General features: G+C 67.9%; 12 protein-coding genes. 11 read left to right on the forward strand and 1 reads right to left on the reverse strand.

Annotated elements, in window-relative coordinates; translation table 11 throughout:
* The 5 genes from ABV408_RS07860 (at position 1) to ABV408_RS07880 (ending at position 2,949) form a co-directional block, all read left to right on the forward strand.
* Entirely contained in the window at positions 1–327 is a 327-nt protein-coding gene (locus ABV408_RS07860; protein ID WP_207037390.1) for a YbaB/EbfC family nucleoid-associated protein, read from the forward strand.
* On the forward strand, positions 327–932 hold the full coding sequence (recR, locus tag ABV408_RS07865; RefSeq protein WP_353981869.1) for a recombination mediator RecR: 606 nt from the start codon (positions 327–329) through the stop codon (positions 930–932). The genes ABV408_RS07860 and recR overlap by 1 nt, the downstream gene beginning before the upstream one ends.
* Positions 933–1,071: 139 nt before the next feature.
* Positions 1,072–2,199: an HRDC domain-containing protein gene (locus tag ABV408_RS07870; protein WP_353981870.1), complete on the forward strand. Its 1,128-nt coding sequence runs from the start codon at positions 1,072–1,074 to the stop codon at positions 2,197–2,199.
* Positions 2,196–2,507 (forward strand): YcgL domain-containing protein, encoded by a 312-nt coding sequence (locus ABV408_RS07875; protein WP_353981871.1) that lies wholly within the window; start codon positions 2,196–2,198, stop codon positions 2,505–2,507. The genes ABV408_RS07870 and ABV408_RS07875 overlap by 4 nt, the downstream gene beginning before the upstream one ends.
* Positions 2,500–2,949 carry a YcgN family cysteine cluster protein gene (locus ABV408_RS07880; protein WP_353981872.1) on the forward strand — a complete coding sequence of 150 codons (450 nt, stop codon included), beginning with the start codon at positions 2,500–2,502 and terminating at the stop codon, positions 2,947–2,949. The genes ABV408_RS07875 and ABV408_RS07880 overlap by 8 nt, the downstream gene beginning before the upstream one ends.
* Before the next feature lie 99 nt (positions 2,950–3,048).
* Here ABV408_RS07880 and ABV408_RS07885 read toward each other — a convergent pair whose 3' ends face one another.
* Positions 3,049–5,142, reverse strand: a complete 2,094-nt coding sequence (locus ABV408_RS07885; protein ID WP_353981873.1) for a prolyl oligopeptidase family serine peptidase — start codon at positions 5,140–5,142, stop codon at positions 3,049–3,051.
* A gap of 142 nt (positions 5,143–5,284) precedes the next feature.
* Between ABV408_RS07885 and ABV408_RS07890 the strand changes: the two genes are divergently transcribed.
* The 6 genes from ABV408_RS07890 to ABV408_RS07915 all read left to right on the forward strand — a co-directional run bounded on the left by ABV408_RS07890 (position 5,285) and on the right by ABV408_RS07915 (position 15,675).
* Positions 5,285–5,767, forward strand: a complete 483-nt coding sequence (locus tag ABV408_RS07890) for a hypothetical protein (RefSeq protein ID WP_353981874.1) — start codon at positions 5,285–5,287, stop codon at positions 5,765–5,767.
* Between the two features lie 124 nt (positions 5,768–5,891).
* Positions 5,892–7,688, forward strand: coding sequence for a vWA domain-containing protein (locus ABV408_RS07895; protein ID WP_353981875.1), 1,797 nt, complete (start codon positions 5,892–5,894; stop codon positions 7,686–7,688).
* A 92-nt stretch (positions 7,689–7,780) separates the two neighbouring features.
* The gene (locus ABV408_RS07900) at positions 7,781–9,478 is read left to right on the forward strand and encodes an AMP-binding protein (RefSeq protein ID WP_353981876.1); all 1,698 of its coding nucleotides are present in this window, start codon (positions 7,781–7,783) and stop codon (positions 9,476–9,478) included.
* 23 nt (positions 9,479–9,501) lie between these two features.
* On the forward strand, positions 9,502–13,551 hold the full coding sequence (gene hrpA, locus ABV408_RS07905; RefSeq protein ID WP_405049930.1) for an ATP-dependent RNA helicase HrpA: 4,050 nt from the start codon (positions 9,502–9,504) through the stop codon (positions 13,549–13,551).
* Between the two features lie 253 nt (positions 13,552–13,804).
* Complete coding sequence (locus tag ABV408_RS07910) at positions 13,805–14,929, forward strand: beta-ketoacyl-ACP synthase III (RefSeq protein WP_353981878.1); 1,125 nt, start codon at positions 13,805–13,807, stop codon at positions 14,927–14,929.
* Positions 14,929–15,675 carry a VacJ family lipoprotein gene (locus tag ABV408_RS07915; protein WP_353981879.1) on the forward strand — a complete coding sequence of 249 codons (747 nt, stop codon included), beginning with the start codon at positions 14,929–14,931 and terminating at the stop codon, positions 15,673–15,675. The genes ABV408_RS07910 and ABV408_RS07915 overlap by 1 nt, the downstream gene beginning before the upstream one ends.
* Positions 15,676–15,685 lie beyond the last annotated feature (10 nt).

Below are 15,685 nucleotides of genomic sequence, written 5' to 3' on the forward strand. Positions count from 1 at the left end.
ATGTTCAAAGGTGGCATGGGCAACCTGATGAAGCAGGCCCAGGAAATGCAGGAAAAGATGCAGAAGGTGCAGGAAGAGATCGCTCAGATGGAAGTCTCGGGCGAAGCTGGCGCCGGCATGATCAAGGTCACCATGAATGGTCGGCATGACGTCAGCCGGGTCGAGATCGACCCCTCGCTGATGCAGGAGGACAAGGAGCTGCTCGAGGACCTGCTCGCCGCCGCGGTCAATGACGCCTCGCGCAAGGTGGAGAGCCAATCCAAGTCGCGCATGGAAGAGGTCTCTTCCGGCCTCAATCTGCCGCCGGGCATGAAGCTGCCGTTCTGATGAGCTTTTCGCCGCTGGTCGAACAGCTGCTGGAGAGCCTGCGCGTGCTGCCTGGCGTCGGGCCCAAGACTGCCCAGCGCATGGCGCTGCATCTGCTCGAACGCGACCGTGAGGGCGGCCGTCGGCTGGCCGAAGCCCTGGTGGAAGCCGTGGAGTCGGTCGGCTACTGCGAGCGCTGCCGTACCCTGACCGAGGAGACGCTGTGCGGCGTGTGCCAGGACGCACGACGCGACGCGCGGCTGCTGTGCGTGGTCGAATCGCCGGCCGATATGCTGGCGATCGAACAGGCCGGCGGCTATCGCGGCCAGTACTTCGTGCTGCATGGCCATCTCTCGCCGCTCGACGGCATCGGTCCCGACGATATCGGACTCGATCAGCTGGAAGCGCGGCTGGCGGCAGAGACGGTCGACGAGGTGATCCTCGCCACCAACCCTACGGTCGAGGGTGAGGCAACCGCGCACTATATCGCCGAACATCTGGTCGGTCAGGCGGCCAAGCTCTCGCGCCTGGCTTACGGTGTACCCATGGGGGGAGAGCTCGAGTATGTCGATGGCGGCACGCTGAGTCGCGCCTTCCTCGGGCGCCAGCCCTTCGCCCGCGAGTGACTCGCATCCTGCGCGACCCGTCTGCCGTTGCTGCCATGATGGTGGCGGGGTTTCGCCTCACGCCGCACCTTGCACCATCAAGCGTTTTCCAACGTGACGCGGCCATGGCCGTGACGCGCTCAACCATGAAAGAGTTCGAATGACTGTCGACACGCCCATTGAATGGATCGATACGCCGGCGGGCCTCGCTGCCGCCTGTGCCGCCCTGGCCGACGCCGAGGTGCTGGCGCTGGACACGGAGTTCTTCCGTGAGACCAGCTTCTACCCGGTGCCGGCGCTGGTGCAGCTCAGCGCCGGCGAGCGTATCTATCTCATCGACCCCCAGGCGGTGGCGGCGGACGCTGCGTTGCGCGCGCTGCTCGCCGGCGGTGCGCCCAAACTGATCCACGCTTGCAGCGAGGATCTCGAGGTGCTCGCGCTGTGGGCCGGAGTCGAGATCGCACCGCTCATCGACACCCAGGTCGCCGAGTCGCTGCTGGGCGAGTCGGCGGCGATCGGTTATCGCGGGCTGGTACAGGCGCGCTGTGGGGTCGATCTGCCCAAGGAGGAGACCCGCTCCAACTGGCTCGAGCGTCCGCTGAGTGCGGCGCAGCTCGATTACGCGGCGCTCGACGTCTACTTCCTGCCCGAGATCTGGGCCCAGCAGCGCCAGGCACTGGAAGCGCAGGGGCGGCTTGCGTGGCTGTACGAGGAGTGTGCCGCGCTCGGCGCCGGACGCGACGTCAATGCCGGCGAGCGCTGGTATCTGCGCCAGCGTCAGCTGTGGCGGTTGACGCCGCGTCAGGTCGAGGCCTACCGCCTGCTGACCCGCTGGCGCGAGGCCGAGGTGCGGCGTCGCGACTCCCCGCGCGGCTGGCTGGCCAAGGATGGGTTGCTGCTGGCGATCGCCGAGTCGATGCCCGCCAACCGATTTGAGCTGGCGGCGGTCGACGGCGTGACGCCGGCGCTGGTCAAGCGCGAAGGAGATACGCTGCTGGACCTGATCAAGCAGGCGCAGCACGCCGACGAGGCCGCGCTGCCGACACCGCCGCCGGTGCCCACTGCACCGGCCTTCAAGCGGCGCATGAAAGCGCTCAAGCAGGTGGTCGGCGAGCGTGCCGCGGCGCTGGGGCTGGCGCCGGAGCGGCTCTCCAGCCGCGCCGAGATGGAGACGATCGCGGCGGCGCACCTCGGCGGGCAGGCGCTGCCGCTGCCCGGTGGCTGGCGCGGCGAGTGCCTGGCGGCGTCCTGGCGCGCCGCCCTCGACGCGCTGGAGGGGACGGCATGAGCGGCAGCGAGCAGCGCCTGCTGTGCGAAGTGGTCAAGAGCCCGCGTCTCGATGAGATGTATCTCTATCTCGACAAGGCGCGGGGCATGGCGGCGGTGCCGGAGGCGCTGCGCGAGCGCTTCGGCCGTCCGATTCCGGTGATGACGCTATTACTACGTGCCGAGCGGCCGCTGGCCAGGGTCGATGTGCATCAGGTGATGGCGGCGATCCGCGCCCAGGGTTTCTATCTGCAGATGCCGCCGGCCAAGGAGGGCTATCTGCTCGATCTGTTCACCCCGCGCGACACCGACGAGACGCCCCATGCGTGAGCGATTCTGGGAGCGGTTCACGCTCGAGGAGCTGACCCCGCAGGAGTGGGAGGCACTGTGCGACGGCTGCGGCAAGTGCTGTCTGGTCAAGATGGAGCACCCGGAGAGTGGCGACGTGGCCACGCTCAATGTCGCCTGTCGCCTGCTCGATATCGACAGCTGCCGCTGCGGCGACTACGCCCACCGCTTCGAGCGGGTGCCGGAGTGCACTCAGCTCAGTCTGGCCAATCTCGACGAGTTTCACTGGCTGCCGCACAGCTGCGCTTATCGCCGCCTGTCCGAAGGACGCAAGCTGGCCAGCTGGCATCCGCTGCGCAGCGGCAGCGATCGGCGCATGCACGATCGCGGCATGAGCGTACGCCACTTCGCGGTCAGTGAGCGCGAGGTCGACGAGGTGGACTACGAAGCGCATATCATCGATATCCTGCCGCTGCGCGACTGACCCCCATCTTTTTTGCCCGCCTGCTCGTCAGCGGACCGGTCATCGTGGCCACCGACTGACGCTCGCTGCGGCCGGCCCAGGTCGCCGGCCGCACACGTCTCACTCGCTTTTCTGCTGTGCCTCGCGCATTGTCGCCTGCGGCTCGGCGACGCCCAGTGCCCACAGCAGGAAGGCGTCCTGGCGCGCGTTGTCGCGCCACGCCTTGAAACGCCCGGAGGCACCGCCGTGGCCGGCCGCCATATCGGTTCGCAACAGTACCGGGCCGCGGGCGCTGTCGAGTTCGGTCATGCGCGCATAGAGCTTGGCCGGTTCCCAGTAGGGCACTCGCGAGTCATGCCAGCTGCCTTGCAGCAGAACGCTGGGGTAGGGCTGCGGGGTCAGGTTGTCCAGCGGCGAGTAGTCGCGAATGCGCCGGCGCGCCGCGGGCTCGTCGGGGTTGCCCCACTCGGTGTACTCCGCCGTGGTCAGCGGCAGGTCAGGGTTCTCCATGGTGCGCAGCACATCGACGAAGGGCACGTCGAGCACCGCGGCGCAGAACGCGGTCGGCTCCAGGTTGAGACTGGCGCCGACCAGCAGACCGCCGGCGCTGGCACCGTAGGCGGCGATGCGGTCGGGGGCGGCAAGGCCTGAATCGACCAGGGCGTGGCGTGCGGCGAGGAAGTCGCGGAAGCTGTTCTCCTTGTGCTCCAGCTTGCCGGCCAGGTACCACGGCTCGCCGCGGTCGCCGCCGCCGCGCACGTGAGCCACGGCGAAGGCGACGCCGCGTGCCAGCAGCTCGAGCCGAGCCACCGAGAACCAGGGGTCGAGCACTTCGCCGTAGGCGCCGTAGCCGTAGAGCAGGGTCGGCATCGGGGCCTGCCCCAGCAGGTCGGCGCGGGCGACCAACGAGACCGGGATGCGCTCGCCGTCGTGACCCTTTGCCCACAGGCGACGGCAGGTCAGCTGCGCCGGCTGCAGGTCGCCATGCAGCGTCTGGCTCTTGAGCAGGTGCTGCTCGCCGCTGTCGAGATCGTGCTCGACCCAGCGCACGGGGAGGGTGAACGACTCCTCGCGCAGGCGCAGGCGGCGGGCGTGAAAGTCCGGCGTGTCGCCCAGCGCCAGGCTGCACGGCGCCTCCGGCAGTGGCAGACGATAGCCGGGTACGCCCGCGGCATCGCCGCTATCAGCGTCCGGCGCCAGCTCGATCGCGCGCAGATAGACCTGCGCCTCGTGGTGATCGCGCTCGGTGAGTATCAGCCCCCAGGCGAAGGCGTCGACGCCCTCGAGGGTGACATCCTCGCGGTGCTCGACCAGCGGCTGCCACTGGTCGGGCGCGGTCACCGGGGCGGTATCGAGGCGGAAGTGGGCGGCATCGCGGTTGTGCAGCACATAGAAGGTGTCGCCGCGGTGGTCGATACCGTACTCGATGCCGCTCGCGCGCGGGCGCACGCAGCGCGGCGCGCGCTCGGGCTCGGCGGCAGGGATCAGATGGCACTCGGCGGTATCCTTGGAGGCGGTCTCGATCACTAGCCACTGGCGTGAGCGGGTCTTGCCCACGCCGACCCAGAACTCGACGTCCGGCTCCTCGAACAGCTTGGCGCAGCGGTCGCTCTCCACGCACAGCCGCCACACGCTGGCGGGGCGCTGGGTAGCGTCGTAGCGGGTGAAGAGCAGGGTGCGATTGTCCTCCGCCCACAGCAGTTCCGGGCCCAGACGCCGACGCAGTCGGCGCGGCTCGCCATCCGGCAGCTGCTTGAGATAGAGATCGAAGAATTCATTGCCGCTGACGTCCTCGGTCCAGGCCAGCCAACCCTCGTCGGGAGAGAGCGCCATGTCGCCGAGCTCGAGGAAGTCGTGGTCGGCAGCCCGCGCCTGCAGATCGAGGATCAGTTCGGGGGCGGTGTCACCCTGGCATGCCTGGCGCCACCAGCGCGGGTAGTCGGCGTCGGCGGCCGTCTCGCTCCAGTAGCGGTAGTGGTCCAGCGTGGTCGGCAGCCCTGTGACGGCGAGTTCGCGGCGTGCCAGATGGCCGTCGTAGAGCGCATCTTCGAGTGGCTTCAATGGCGTGAAGAAGCGATCGCTCTGGCGATTGGCAGCGCGCAGGAAGGCCTTCACCTGAGGGTCGTCACGCGACTCCAGCCAGTGCCAGGCGGGATCGTCGTCACGGCGGAAGTGGCTGACAGGGGACGGCTCGGGGGTCTGGGCACGGGGCATAGGCTACGGGCTGCTCGGATGGGTAAGTCGCATGGCGAGAACGCCGCCGCGACCCGACCCTCTGGCACGGACCCCGGGCGGCTGTGCTTTCCAGGCGGGAAGTGTACCATGTCCCAAACCGTTCGAATCGAGAGTCGTCATCATGCTGTTTTCCGATTCCCTGCCGCAGCTGTGGCTGAGCTACGCCGCCCTCTCCTGTGTGGTCCTGGTCACCGGCTATCTGGGGGTGCGGCTGTTGCCTTTGTTGCCGCGTCTGGTACTGGTCGGCGTGGTCGCCGGTGCGCTGTGGATGGTCGCCCCCTTCACGCTGCCGCTGCTGCAGCCGGGTGAGACATACTCCGGTCTGGCTCCGGCCATCGTGGTGATGGCGGTGGGCGTGCTGCAACACGACGGCAGCCAGGTCTTCGGCGCGCTGCCGTTGTTGCTGCTGGGATCGGCACTCGGTGCCGGTGTCGGCGTGCTGGCGTGGCGCAAGCTGCGCCGTCGCGGCGGTGACGACGACCGCTCCGGCGGCCGCGGTGGCAGATCGCGTGAGGGTGCCAGCGCCAGGACCCGTGGTGACGCCGCTACAGGAGCGGGTGAGCGCGGCAAGGGGAATGGCCGCCGCGAACCGGTGGTCGGCTGAGCTGGCCCGCGCCCGCGGGGCTTCTTGAGTGAGCGGCCGGGGCAGCGTGGCGCCGGAAGTTTTTTTGGACAGGGCTTCGCGCGCACTCGAGCGCCGGAGCCGGGCGGCAAGAAGGAAGCGCGGCATGCGTGCGTTGAGAGTATGGCTGGTGTGTCTGCTCGGTCTGCTGCCGGGCTGGGTGCTGGCGCAGACGGCGCCGGACGTCAGGATCGTGGTCGATGTCTCCGGCAGCATGAAGCAGAACGATCCCAGCAACCTGCGCGCCAACGCGCTGGATCTTGCCGCGATCCTGCTGCCGCAGGAGGCACGCGGCTCCATCTGGACCTTCGGTACCACCGTGGCCAACCCGGTTCCCGATGCCGGGGTCGATGACGCCTGGCGTCAGCGGGTGAGCCGGTTGATGCCGCAGCTCACCGACTATCAGCAGTTCACCGATATCGAGCGTGCCCTGACTCGCGCCGCCGCGGCACCGCCGCAGGGGCCCAACCGCCATCTGATCCTGCTCACCGATGGCATGATCGATCTGCCCGCCACTGGCGGCGACAAGCGTGCGCAGGACGCGGCCTCGCGACAGCGGGTCATTACCCAGCTTGCTCCCGAGCTGGCCGCCGAGGGCGTGACCGTCCATCTGATCGCGCTCTCGCGCAACGTCGACCTGCCGCTGCTCGAGCAGGTGGCGCAGACCACCGGCGGGCTGGCGGCGGTGGCCGACACTCCGGATCAGCTGCTGCGCGCTTTCCTCGACGTGCTCGACCGCATCCTGCCGGGTGACCAGGTACCCATCGACGCGCAACAGCGCTTCACCATCGATGACGATATCCAGGCCTTCAACGCGCTGCTGTTCCACGCCCCGGATGCCGGCTCGCCGGTACTGATCGGCCCCGACGGCCAGCGCTACTCACGCGACGATCACCCCGGGCGGGTCGAGTGGCAGAGCAGCGATCGCTACGATCTGATCAAGGTACCCGATCCGATGCCCGGCGAGTGGCGCATCGAGGGCGCCATCGGCGACGACAGCCGGGTCGGTATCCAGGCCGATATCGCGCTGCGCAGCACCGCGCTGCCGGCAACACTCTACCGCGGCTTTGCCACGCCGCTGGACGTGTGGCTGGAAGCCCAGGGCCAGCGTCTGGAGGGGGATGCGCTGCCTGCCGGGCTCGCGGTACGCGCCGAACTGCGCGACCTCGACGGCAATCTGCTGGCGCAGACCACGCTCTCGCCCCAGGCGGGGCATTTCCGCGGTGAGCTGCCCGGTGCGGAGCAGTTGGGCAATGCGCGCCTGGTGATCACCGCGCGCAGCGAGCGCCTGATTCGCCAGCGGGTGCAGACGGTCAACGTGGTCGCAGCCCTGAGCGCCGAGCTCAGCCAGGACGGCTCGCGGATCGTGATCCGCGCCAATCATCCCGACCTCAACGCCGATAACACCCGGCTCAGCGCCGAACTCACCGGTAGCCCGCTGGCGGTCCAGCGCCTCGATGCGCGCACCTGGGCGATCGAGGTGCCGCGCACCGACCCCAACGCCTCGCTGCCGGTGACCATCTCCGCCGAGGCCGATCTCGACGGTCGCACCTGGCACTTCGATCTGCCCATCGTGCGCCTGAACCCCGAGGCCGGGGTGGGGCTGACCGGCGCGGATCTGTCGCGTGCGGTCAAGAGCCAGCAGCGTGAGCAGGACGATAGCCTCGGCAGTGGCAGCGACGACAGCTTCACCGACGGGCTGTCGGCGTCGCAGATGGCCGATGCCGCCGTGGCCAAGGCGCGCGAGGGCTGGCAGGTCGCGCGTCCTTATGTCGAGCGCTATGCCCAGCGGCCGGTCACCTGGATCGTGATCGCGCTGCTGGTGTTGTTGCTGCTGCTCGAACGCTGGCGCCGCGCCGCCAGCCGGAGGCGCCGGGCGCGGCGCTCGGAGCCTTCTCTGTAAAGGTGAAGTTGCGATTACCACCTTGGTGGCAGCGCCGGGGCGCAGGGAACCTGATATAAGGGGAGTTATTCAAGCCTAATCAAGGAGATCCCATGGGTGACAGCGCGAACGCTTACGTCGAGTCCGGAGTGCCCCTGACGGGTCTCGAGGCTTTTCATTCGATCAACGACATCATCGCCGATGCGTGTCGTCGCTACGCCGACAAACCGGCGTTCACCTGTATGGGCAAGACGCTGAGCTATGCCGATGTCGATCGCCTTGCCGATCGCTTCGCCGCCTGGCTGCAAGCCCATACCGATCTCGAACCCGGCGATCGTATCGCCATCCAGTTGCCCAACGTGCTGCAGTTCCCGGTGGCGGTGTTCGGCGCGCTGCGCGCCGGGCTGGTGATCGTCAACACCAACCCGCTCTACACCGAGCGCGAGATGCGCCACCAGTTCCGTGATGCCGGGGCCAAGGCGATCGTAGTGCTGGCCAACATGGCCCAGAAGCTCGAGAACGTGCTCGCTCAGACCGAGATTCGCCACGTGGTGGTGACCGAGATGGGCGACCTCCACGACTGGCCCAAACGTCCGCTGATCAACTTCGTGGTGCGCCGGGTCAAGAAGATGGTGCCAGCCTATGCGTTGCCTCAGGCGGTCGATTTTCGCCGCACCCTGGCCGCTGGCGAGCGTACGGCCACGGTTGCGTCGGGGAAGGACGACGAGATCGCCGTGCTGCAGTACACCGGCGGCACCACCGGGGTGGCCAAGGGCGCGATGCTGACGCACCGCAATCTGATTGCCAACATGCTGCAGACCCAGCAACTGCTCGGCGATACCCTGGAGAACGGCTGCGAGACGATCATCGCGCCGCTGCCTTGCTACCACATCTACACCTTCACGGTGAACTGCCTGTATGCGATGACCACCGGCCAGCACAATGTGCTGATTCCCAACCCGAGGGACATCGCCGGCTTCGTCAAGACGCTCTCCCAGACACCGTTCAGCGTCTTCGTCGGTCTCAACACGCTGTTCAACGCCCTGTGCCAGCGCGACGACTTCAAGGCGATCGACTTCTCGCGACTCAAGTTCACCATCTCCGGCGGCATGGCGTTGACCCAGGCCGCCGCCAAGCGCTGGCAGGAGGTGACCGGCAACGGCATCGTCGAAGGCTACGGCTTGACCGAGACCTCGCCGATCGCTCTGGTCAATCCGCCCGATGCGGCGCAGATCGGCACTATCGGCCGCCCCGTAGCGGGCACCGAAGTGCGGGTGGTCGATGACGAAGGGCGCGCGCTGCCACCAGGGGAGAGTGGCGAGCTGTGCATCAAGGGGCCGCAGGTGATGAAGGGCTACTGGAATCGCCCGGAGGATACCGCCAAGACGCTCAGTGACGATGGCTGGCTGCGCACCGGTGACATGGCGGTGGTGCAGGAGGATGGCTACGTCAAGATCGTCGACCGCAAGAAGGACATGATTCTGGTCTCGGGGTTCAACGTCTATCCCAATGAGATCGAGGAGGTGGTCGTGGGGCACCCGGACGTGCTCGAAGCCGCTGCGGTGGGCGTGCCCGATGAAGATAGCGGCGAGGCGATCAAGCTGTTCGTGGTGGCGCGAAACGAGGGGCTCGACCCCCAGGCGCTGCGCCAGTGGTGCAAGAAGGAGCTGACCGGCTACAAGGTGCCCAAGTTCGTCGAGCTGCGCGACGAGCTGCCCAAGAGCAATGTCGGCAAGGTGCTGCGGCGCGAGCTGCGTGACGGAGACAAGGCCGCGGATGGCGCCGTCTCGGGTAGCAAGTCCTCGACGTGAGTTAGTGCGGTTTCGGCGCTACAATGGTGGGTTCGCCGTGGTCTCTCGGCGAACTCCACCGGACTGTCGATGTCGAGGATCTCTTGAGCGCCACCGCTGCCAACGCTTCCCAAGCTCTCACCCAACTGCAGGCGCGGCTAGACGCCTGCTTGCTGCGCGATGCCCACGCCCTGCGCGGGCGCCTGGCGCGGCTCGAGCGGCGCGCCCGCGAAGGCAAGCCGATCGACCGCTCGCTGGGCGAGATCGAGGCCCGCATCGACGCCTCCCAGGCGCAGGCCGAGCGCCGCCGTCGAGAGCGCGTCACCCTTGATTATCCCGAGTCGCTGCCGGTGGCGGCGCGGCGCGAGACGATCCTCGAGGCGCTGCGTGAGCATCAGGTAGTGGTGGTGGCCGGCGAGACCGGTTCGGGCAAGACCACCCAGTTACCCAAGCTGTGTCTCGAGCTGGGCCTGGGTCGGCGCGGCATGATCGGGCATACCCAGCCGCGACGTCTGGCGGCGCGCTCGGTGGCGACCCGGCTGGCGGAGGAGCTCGAGGTACCGTTGGGGGAGCAGGTCGGCTATCAGGTGCGCTTCACCGACCAGAGCGGTGACGCCACCCTGGTCAAGCTGATGACCGACGGCATTCTGCTGGCCGAGACCCAGCACGACCCGGACCTGCTGCGCTACGACGCGATCATCATCGACGAGGCCCACGAGCGCAGCCTCAACATCGACTTCCTGCTCGGCTATCTCAAGCGGCTCAGTGCGCGCCGGCCCGATCTCAAGATCATCATTACTTCCGCCACTATCGACGTCGACCGACTGTCGCGCCACTTCGCCCGCGAGATCGATGGCGAGACGCGCCCGGCGCCGGTGGTCGAGGTCTCCGGGCGTGCCTACCCGGTCGAGGTGCACTACCGTCCGCTGGTGCGCGAGGCCCGCGACGAGGAGGATCTGACGCTGCAGGAGGGGATCGTGGCGGCGGTCGAGGAGATCGAGCAGATCGAGCGCGACAAGCGCTGGTACTCGGGGCCACGCGATATCCTGATCTTTCTGCCCGGGGAGCGCGAGATTCGCGAGACCGCCGACCTGCTGCGCCGGCTCGAACTCAAGAGCACCGAGATCCTGCCGCTCTACGCGCGGCTCTCCAACGCCGAGCAGAACCGCGTGTTCCAGAGCCACGCCGGGCGTCGCATCGTGCTCTCCACCAACGTTGCCGAGACCTCGTTGACGGTGCCGGGCATCCGCTATGTGATCGATCCGGGGCTGGTGCGCATGAGCCGTTACAGTTTCCGGGCCAAGGTGCAGCGGCTGCCGATCGAGCCGGTGAGCCAGGCCAGCGCCAATCAGCGCAAGGGACGCTGCGGGCGCGTCGCCGAGGGCGTATGCATCCGTCTCTACAGCGAGGAGGATTTTCTCTCCCGGCCCGAGTTCACCGAGCCCGAGATCCAGCGCACCAATCTGGCGGCGGTGATCCTGTCGATGCTCTCGCTCAAGCTCGGCGAGGTGCTCGATTTCCCCTTCGTCGACGCCCCCGATCCGCGGGTGGTCAAGGATGGCTACCGCCTGCTGTTCGAACTCGGCGCGGTGGACGCGGGCGAGCGCCTGAGCGACATCGGGCGACGCCTGTCGCGGCTGCCGATCGACCCGCGGCTGGGGCGTATGGTGCTGGCCGGCGAGCAGTTCGGCTGTCTGCGCGAGGCGCTGATCGTGGTCAGCGCGCTGGCCACCCAGGACCCGCGCGAGCGCCCGGCCGAGAAGCGCCAGGCCGCCGACCAGAAGCATCGTCAGTGGGATGATCCCGATTCCGATTTCGTGGCCTGGCTCAATCTGTGGCAGGGCTTCGAGGCGGCCCGCGACGAGCTTTCCGGCAGCCAGCTGCGACGCTGGTGCCGGGACCAGTACCTGAGCTATCTGCGCCTGCGCGAGTGGCACGATACCTACCGCCAGCTGCGCCAGCTGGTGCGCGAGATGAAGCTCGAACCGAGCAGTGCCATGCAGCCGGGTGAGGGCGAGGAGGCCGCACCTAGGGTGGATGCAACGCGCCTGCATCAGGCGCTGCTCGCCGGGCTGCTGTCGCATCTCGGCCAGCTGCAGCCGGAGAGCCGTGAATTCCTCGGCGCGCGCAATCGCAAGTTCATGCTCCATCCCGCCTCGGGGTTGGCCAAGAAGCCGCCCAAGTGGGTGATGGCCGGCGAGCTGGTCGAGACCAGTCGGCTGTTCGCCCGTGACTGCGCGCGCATCAAGCCGGAGTGGATCGAGCCCCAGGCGGGGCATCTGGTCAAGCGCGCCTACAGTGACCCGCACTGGGAGCGCAAGCGCGCCCAGGTGGTGGCGCTGGAGCAGGTCACCCTGTTCGGGCTGCCGATCGTCAGCGGCCGGCGCGTCGACTATGCCAAGGTGGCGCCGGCGGAGGCGCGCGAGCTGTTCATCCGGCGCGCGCTGGTCGAGGGCGACTACGAAACCCGCGCGGCATTCTTTGCCCACAACCGCGCGATGGTGGCGGAGGTCGAGGAGCTGGAGGATCGCGCGCGCAAGCGTGACATTCTGGTCGACGAGGAGACGCTGTTCGCATTCTACGACGAGCGGATCCCCGCCGAAGTCGCCAGCGGGCGCGACTTCGAAGCCTGGCGCAAGCGCGCCGAGCGCGAGACACCCGAGCTGCTGAAGCTCGACAAGGCCGCGCTGATGGCGCGCGAGGCCGACGATGTCAGCGTCGAGCAGTACCCCGACGAGCTGGTCTTCAACGGCGTACGCTATCCGCTCAGCTATCACTTTGCGCCGGGGGCGAGCGACGACGGTGTGACCCTTACCGTGCCGGCGGTCATGCTGGCCCAGCTGCCGGAGGGGCGGCTGTCGTGGCTGGTGCCGGGGCTCTTGCGCGACAAGTGCATCGCGCTGCTCAAGGCGCTGCCCAAGACGCTGCGGCGTCAGGTGGTGCCGATCCCCGACTGGGTCGATGCGGCGCTGCAGACGCTGACGCCCGATGCGCGTCCGGTGGAGGCCGCCCTGGGCGAGTTCCTGCGGGTCAAGACCGGGGTCCGTCTGGAGCCCTCGGCGTGGCGGCTCGATCAGCTCGAACCGCATCTGGTGATGAATCTGCGGGTGGTCGATCACGAGGGCCAGGTGCTGGGCGAGGGGCGCGACCTGGCCGCTCTGCGCGAGCGCTTCGGCGACGCCGCGGCAGCCGGTGCCCGTGCCATGGCGCAGCAGCAGGCGGCCCCCAGCGAGACCCTGGAGGCGCTGCCGCAGACCCCGCTGCCCGACTCCAGCACCAGCCGCCAGGCGGGTATCCAGGTCGAGGTCTACCCGGCCCTGGTGCCGGTCGGCGATGCGCTCCAGATCGCCTGGTTCGACCACGCCGAGCGCGCTGCCGTAGCGCACCGGGATGGCGTGGTGGCGCTGGCGCGCCGCCGCCTGCCGGAGCTTTTGCGCTACCTGCAGCGGGAACTGCCGCAGCTCAAGGCGTGCGCGCTGCTGTTCACCAAGGTGGGAACCCGTGAGCAGCTGACCCAGGACGTGATCGATGCGGTGCTGGCGCAAACCGTCGCTGCCGACCCGCTGCCGCGCTCGAGTGAGGCTTTCGATGCGCGTATCGAGCAGTGGCGGGGCGACCTGGTGGGTTACGCCGAGCGGCTGCTCGACGACCTGCACAAGGCGCTGGAGGGGCATCTGGCAGTGACCAAGCAGCTCAAGGGTAACGTCAGTTTTGCCCTGGCCCTGAGCTACAGTGACCTCAAGGCGCAGATGCAGCGCCTGGTTTATCCGGGCTTCGTGCGCGATGCCGGTCCCTGGCTCGAACACTATCCGCGCTACATGCAGGCCGCCGAGATTCGGCTCGAGAAGGCGCCACGCGATCGCCGTCGTGATCAGCTCGCGATGCAGCAGGTGCAGGAGTGGGAGAGCCGACTCGATGCCCGCCGTCAGGCCGCCGAGCGCGAGGGCGTCGTACCCGCCGAGCTGATCGAGTTCGGCTGGTGGCTGCAGGAGTTTCGGGTGTCGCTGTTCGCCCAGCAGCTGGGGACACTCGAGAGTGTCTCGGAGAAGCGCCTGGCGCGGCGCTGGCGCGAGATCACCGGGCAGGCGCCATGACGCCGTTGCATCCCGGTGCCCGCCCCCGGCGTATCATGCGTGGCAGAGATTGGCGCTGCGCGCAGGGGCCAGACGGCGCTCGTCGTCACAGCGACATGGATAGCGGCGCTGGCCGCACGACATCGGCAGGGAGCGTGGTTCTTGCCGCGTCATCCCGAGCGAGCGCGGCATTCGCCGCGCCATCGAGAAGGGACCGCGGCGCTCGCCGCACTATCGAGAGGGACTGCGGCCTTCGCCGCATAAGGAGTGAGTCATGACGCAAGCCGTCATCACGGCGACGGGCCTGTTCACGCCGCCGGAGGCGATCGACAACGCGGCGCTGGTCGCCAGTTTCAATACCTGGGTGGACACCGAGAACGCCCGCCACGCCGAGGCCATCGCCCGCGGTGAGCGCGATCCGCTGGCCCACTCCAGCGAGGCGTTCATCCTCAAGGCGTCGGGCATCGAGAGCCGCTACGTCATGGAGGCGAGCGGTATCCTCGACCCCGCGCGGATGCGTCCGCGGATCGAAGAGCGTGACAACGCGGCGCTCTCGCTGCAGGCCGAGATGGGTCTGGCGGCGGCACGCCAGGCGCTCGAGCAGGCCGCCATTCGCGCCGACCAGCTCGATCTGATCATCGTCGCCTGCTCCAACCTGCAGCGCCCGTATCCGGCGGTGGCGGTCGAGCTGCAGGCGGCACTGGGGGCCGGCGGCTACGCCTTCGACATGAACGTGGCCTGCTCCAGTGCCACCTTCGCCATCGACATGGCGACCAACGCCATTCGTGCCGGCAGTCTCGAGCGGGTGCTGGTGGTCAACCCCGAGATCTGCTCGGCGCATCTCGATTTCCGCGATCGCGATAGCCACTTCATCTTCGGTGACGCCTGCACCGCAGTGCTGCTGGAGGCGGATCATCTGGCCCGCGAGCGCGAGCACTTCACCGTGCTCGGCACGCGGCTGACCACGCGCTTCTCCAACGCCATCCGCAATAACTTCGGCTTCCTCAACCGCCTAGCCGACAGCAGCGCCGATGACAAGCTGTTCGTGCAGGAGGGGCGCAAGGTGTTCAAGGAGGTGTGCCCGCTGGTGGCGGAGCTTATCCTGGAGCATCTGGAGAGTCAGTCGCTGACCGGCGAGTCGGTCACTCGGCTGTGGCTGCACCAGGCCAATCGCCACATGAACGATCTGATCGCGCGGCGCGTGCTGGGGCGCGAGGCGAGCGAGCGCGAGGCCCCGATCATCCTCGACCGCTACGCCAATACCAGCTCGGCCGGGTCGATCATCGCCCTGCATCTGCATCGCGACGACCTCGAGGAGGGCGATGTGGGGGTGGTGTGTTCGTTCGGCGCGGGCTACAGTGCGGGCAGTGTCATACTGCGTAAAGGGAATGCGTGTTGATGAAATCGATTCATTGGCTGAGCGGCGCCGCCGTCGCTTTGGCGCTGGGGGGCTGTGCCTCCAGCGGTGAGAACAGCAACCCACAGGATCCGTGGGAAGGGTTCAACCGTGGCGTCTATCAGTTCAACGACACGCTCGATCGCTATGCGCTCAAGCCGGTCGCCCAGGGTTACAAGGCGGTCACCCCCGAACCCGTGCGTGACAGTGTCGGCAACTTCTTCTCCAACCTCGGCGAGATCCGCACCGCTTTCAACAGCGTGCTGCAGTGGGAGTGGGGCAATGCCGGGACGGCCTCCGGCCGCTTCGTCATCAACACCATCCTGGGGGTCGGTGGCCTGCTCGACCCGGCCACGCGCATGGGGCTCGACGAGAACGAGGAGGACTTCGGTCAGACGCTGGCGGTGTGGGGTGTCGATTCCGGCCCCTACCTGGTGCTGCCCGTACTCGGCCCGAGCACGGTGCGTGATACCAGCGGTCTGCCGCTCGATATCTACACCTATCCGGTGACCTATGTCGAAGATGACAAGACACGCTACGGTCTGACCTTCCTGCGCTACGTCGATCTGCGCGCGAGTCTGCTCGATCAGGAGTCGCTGATCCAGGGTGATCGCTACAGCTTCATCCGCGATGCCTATCTGCAGCGTCGTCAATTCCTGATCAGTAACGGCAAGGCGGGCAAGGACCCCTTCGCCAGCGGCGACTTCGGCAACGATTTCCACTACAGCGAAGACGACTTCGCCGAGTGACCCCGTGTCC

Origin of the sequence: Salinicola endophyticus (genome assembly GCF_040536835.1) — a bacterium.
GTDB classification, from domain to species: Bacteria; Pseudomonadota; Gammaproteobacteria; order Pseudomonadales; family Halomonadaceae; genus Salinicola; species Salinicola endophyticus_A.

Bases quoted from the DNA above. Each gene is read 5' to 3' on its own strand.
- ABV408_RS07860 (WP_207037390.1), top strand. From the start codon at position 1: ATGTTCAAAGGTGGCATGGGCAACCTGATGAAGCAGGCCCAGGAAATG.
- recR (WP_353981869.1), top strand. From the start codon at position 327: ATGAGCTTTTCGCCGCTGGTCGAACAGCTGCTGGAGAGCCTGCGCGTG.
- ABV408_RS07870 (WP_353981870.1), top strand. From the start codon at position 1,072: ATGACTGTCGACACGCCCATTGAATGGATCGATACGCCGGCGGGCCTC.
- ABV408_RS07875 (WP_353981871.1), top strand. From the start codon at position 2,196: ATGAGCGGCAGCGAGCAGCGCCTGCTGTGCGAAGTGGTCAAGAGCCCG.
- ABV408_RS07880 (WP_353981872.1), top strand. From the start codon at position 2,500: ATGCGTGAGCGATTCTGGGAGCGGTTCACGCTCGAGGAGCTGACCCCG.
- ABV408_RS07885 (WP_353981873.1), bottom strand. From the start codon at position 5,142: ATGCCCCGTGCCCAGACCCCCGAGCCGTCCCCTGTCAGCCACTTCCGC.
- ABV408_RS07890 (WP_353981874.1), top strand. From the start codon at position 5,285: ATGCTGTTTTCCGATTCCCTGCCGCAGCTGTGGCTGAGCTACGCCGCC.
- ABV408_RS07895 (WP_353981875.1), top strand. From the start codon at position 5,892: ATGCGTGCGTTGAGAGTATGGCTGGTGTGTCTGCTCGGTCTGCTGCCG.
- ABV408_RS07900 (WP_353981876.1), top strand. From the start codon at position 7,781: ATGGGTGACAGCGCGAACGCTTACGTCGAGTCCGGAGTGCCCCTGACG.
- hrpA (WP_405049930.1), top strand. From the start codon at position 9,502: ATGGTGGGTTCGCCGTGGTCTCTCGGCGAACTCCACCGGACTGTCGAT.
- ABV408_RS07910 (WP_353981878.1), top strand. From the start codon at position 13,805: ATGACGCAAGCCGTCATCACGGCGACGGGCCTGTTCACGCCGCCGGAG.
- ABV408_RS07915 (WP_353981879.1), top strand. From the start codon at position 14,929: ATGAAATCGATTCATTGGCTGAGCGGCGCCGCCGTCGCTTTGGCGCTG.